We start from the raw sequence: 1,070 nt of genomic DNA on the forward strand, positions 1-1,070 counted from the left end.
GCTGGATCTCGTGGTCGGGATGTATGCGGTGGTCGCGGCCGGTGGTGCGTATGTGCCGTTGGATCCGGCGCATCCGGCGGAGCGGATCGGTTACATCCTGGATACTGCGGCGCCGTTGTGTGTACTGACCTCCACTACCGACGCCGGGGCGGTGCCCGAGGGCGCGGATGTGCCGGTGCTGGCTGTGGATGCCCTCGACCTCGGTGGTTACGACTCGGCGCAGGTGACCGATGCCGATCGGTTGGCGCCGGTGCGTCCGTCGAATACGGCGTATGTGATTTTCACGTCGGGTTCGACGGGTCGTCCGAAGGGTGTGGCGGTTCCGCATTCGGCGATCGTGAACCAGGTCGCGTGGATGCTTGCGCAGTACCCGCTGGGTGCCGATGATGTGTATCTGCAGAAGACCGCGACGACGTTCGACGTGTCTTTGTGGGGTTATTTCCTGCCGCTGGCTGCGGGTGCGCATCTGGTGGTGGCGATGCCGGATGGTCACCGGGATACCGAATATTTGGCGCGCATGATCGCTGAGCATCGGGTGACGGTGACCGATTTCGTGCCGTCGATGCTGGGTGTGTTCGCCGCGCATACTGCGGCGGGTTCGATTTCGTCGCTCGAGCATGTGTTTGTGATCGGTGAGGCGTTGCCGCCGGAGACGGTGTCGGCGATGCATGCGATTTCGGGTGCGGCTGTGCACAACTTGTATGGTCCGACCNNNNCAACTTGTATGGTCCGACCGAGGCCGCGGTGTCGATCACGTATTGGCAGGCCACGGGTCAGGAAACCAATAGTGTGCCGATCGGTGTGCCGCAGTGGAATTCGCGCGTGTATGTGTTGGATTCGCGGTTGCGTCCGGTTCCTGCCGGTGTCACGGGTGAGTTGTATCTCGCGGGTGATCAGTTGGCGCGGGGTTATGTGACCCGTCCGGATTTGTCGTCGGATCGTTTTGTGGCGAACCCCTTCGCTGTCTCCGAGCGGATGTATCGGACCGGTGACCTGGTGCGGTGGAGCCGGGCCGAGGTCGAGGGCCGGATCGAACCGGTGCTGGAGTATTTGGGTCGTACCGATTTCCA

General features: G+C 62.7%; 1 pseudogene. It reads left to right on the top strand.

The window, feature by feature from the left end:
* Window positions 1-1,070 (top strand): annotated as a pseudogene (locus IG75_RS36950) (amino acid adenylation domain-containing protein); the annotation flags it as partial.

It is taken from the genome of Nocardia rhamnosiphila NBRC 108938, from assembly GCF_000720425.1.
GTDB lineage: Bacteria > Actinomycetota > Actinomycetes > Mycobacteriales > Mycobacteriaceae > Nocardia > Nocardia rhamnosiphila.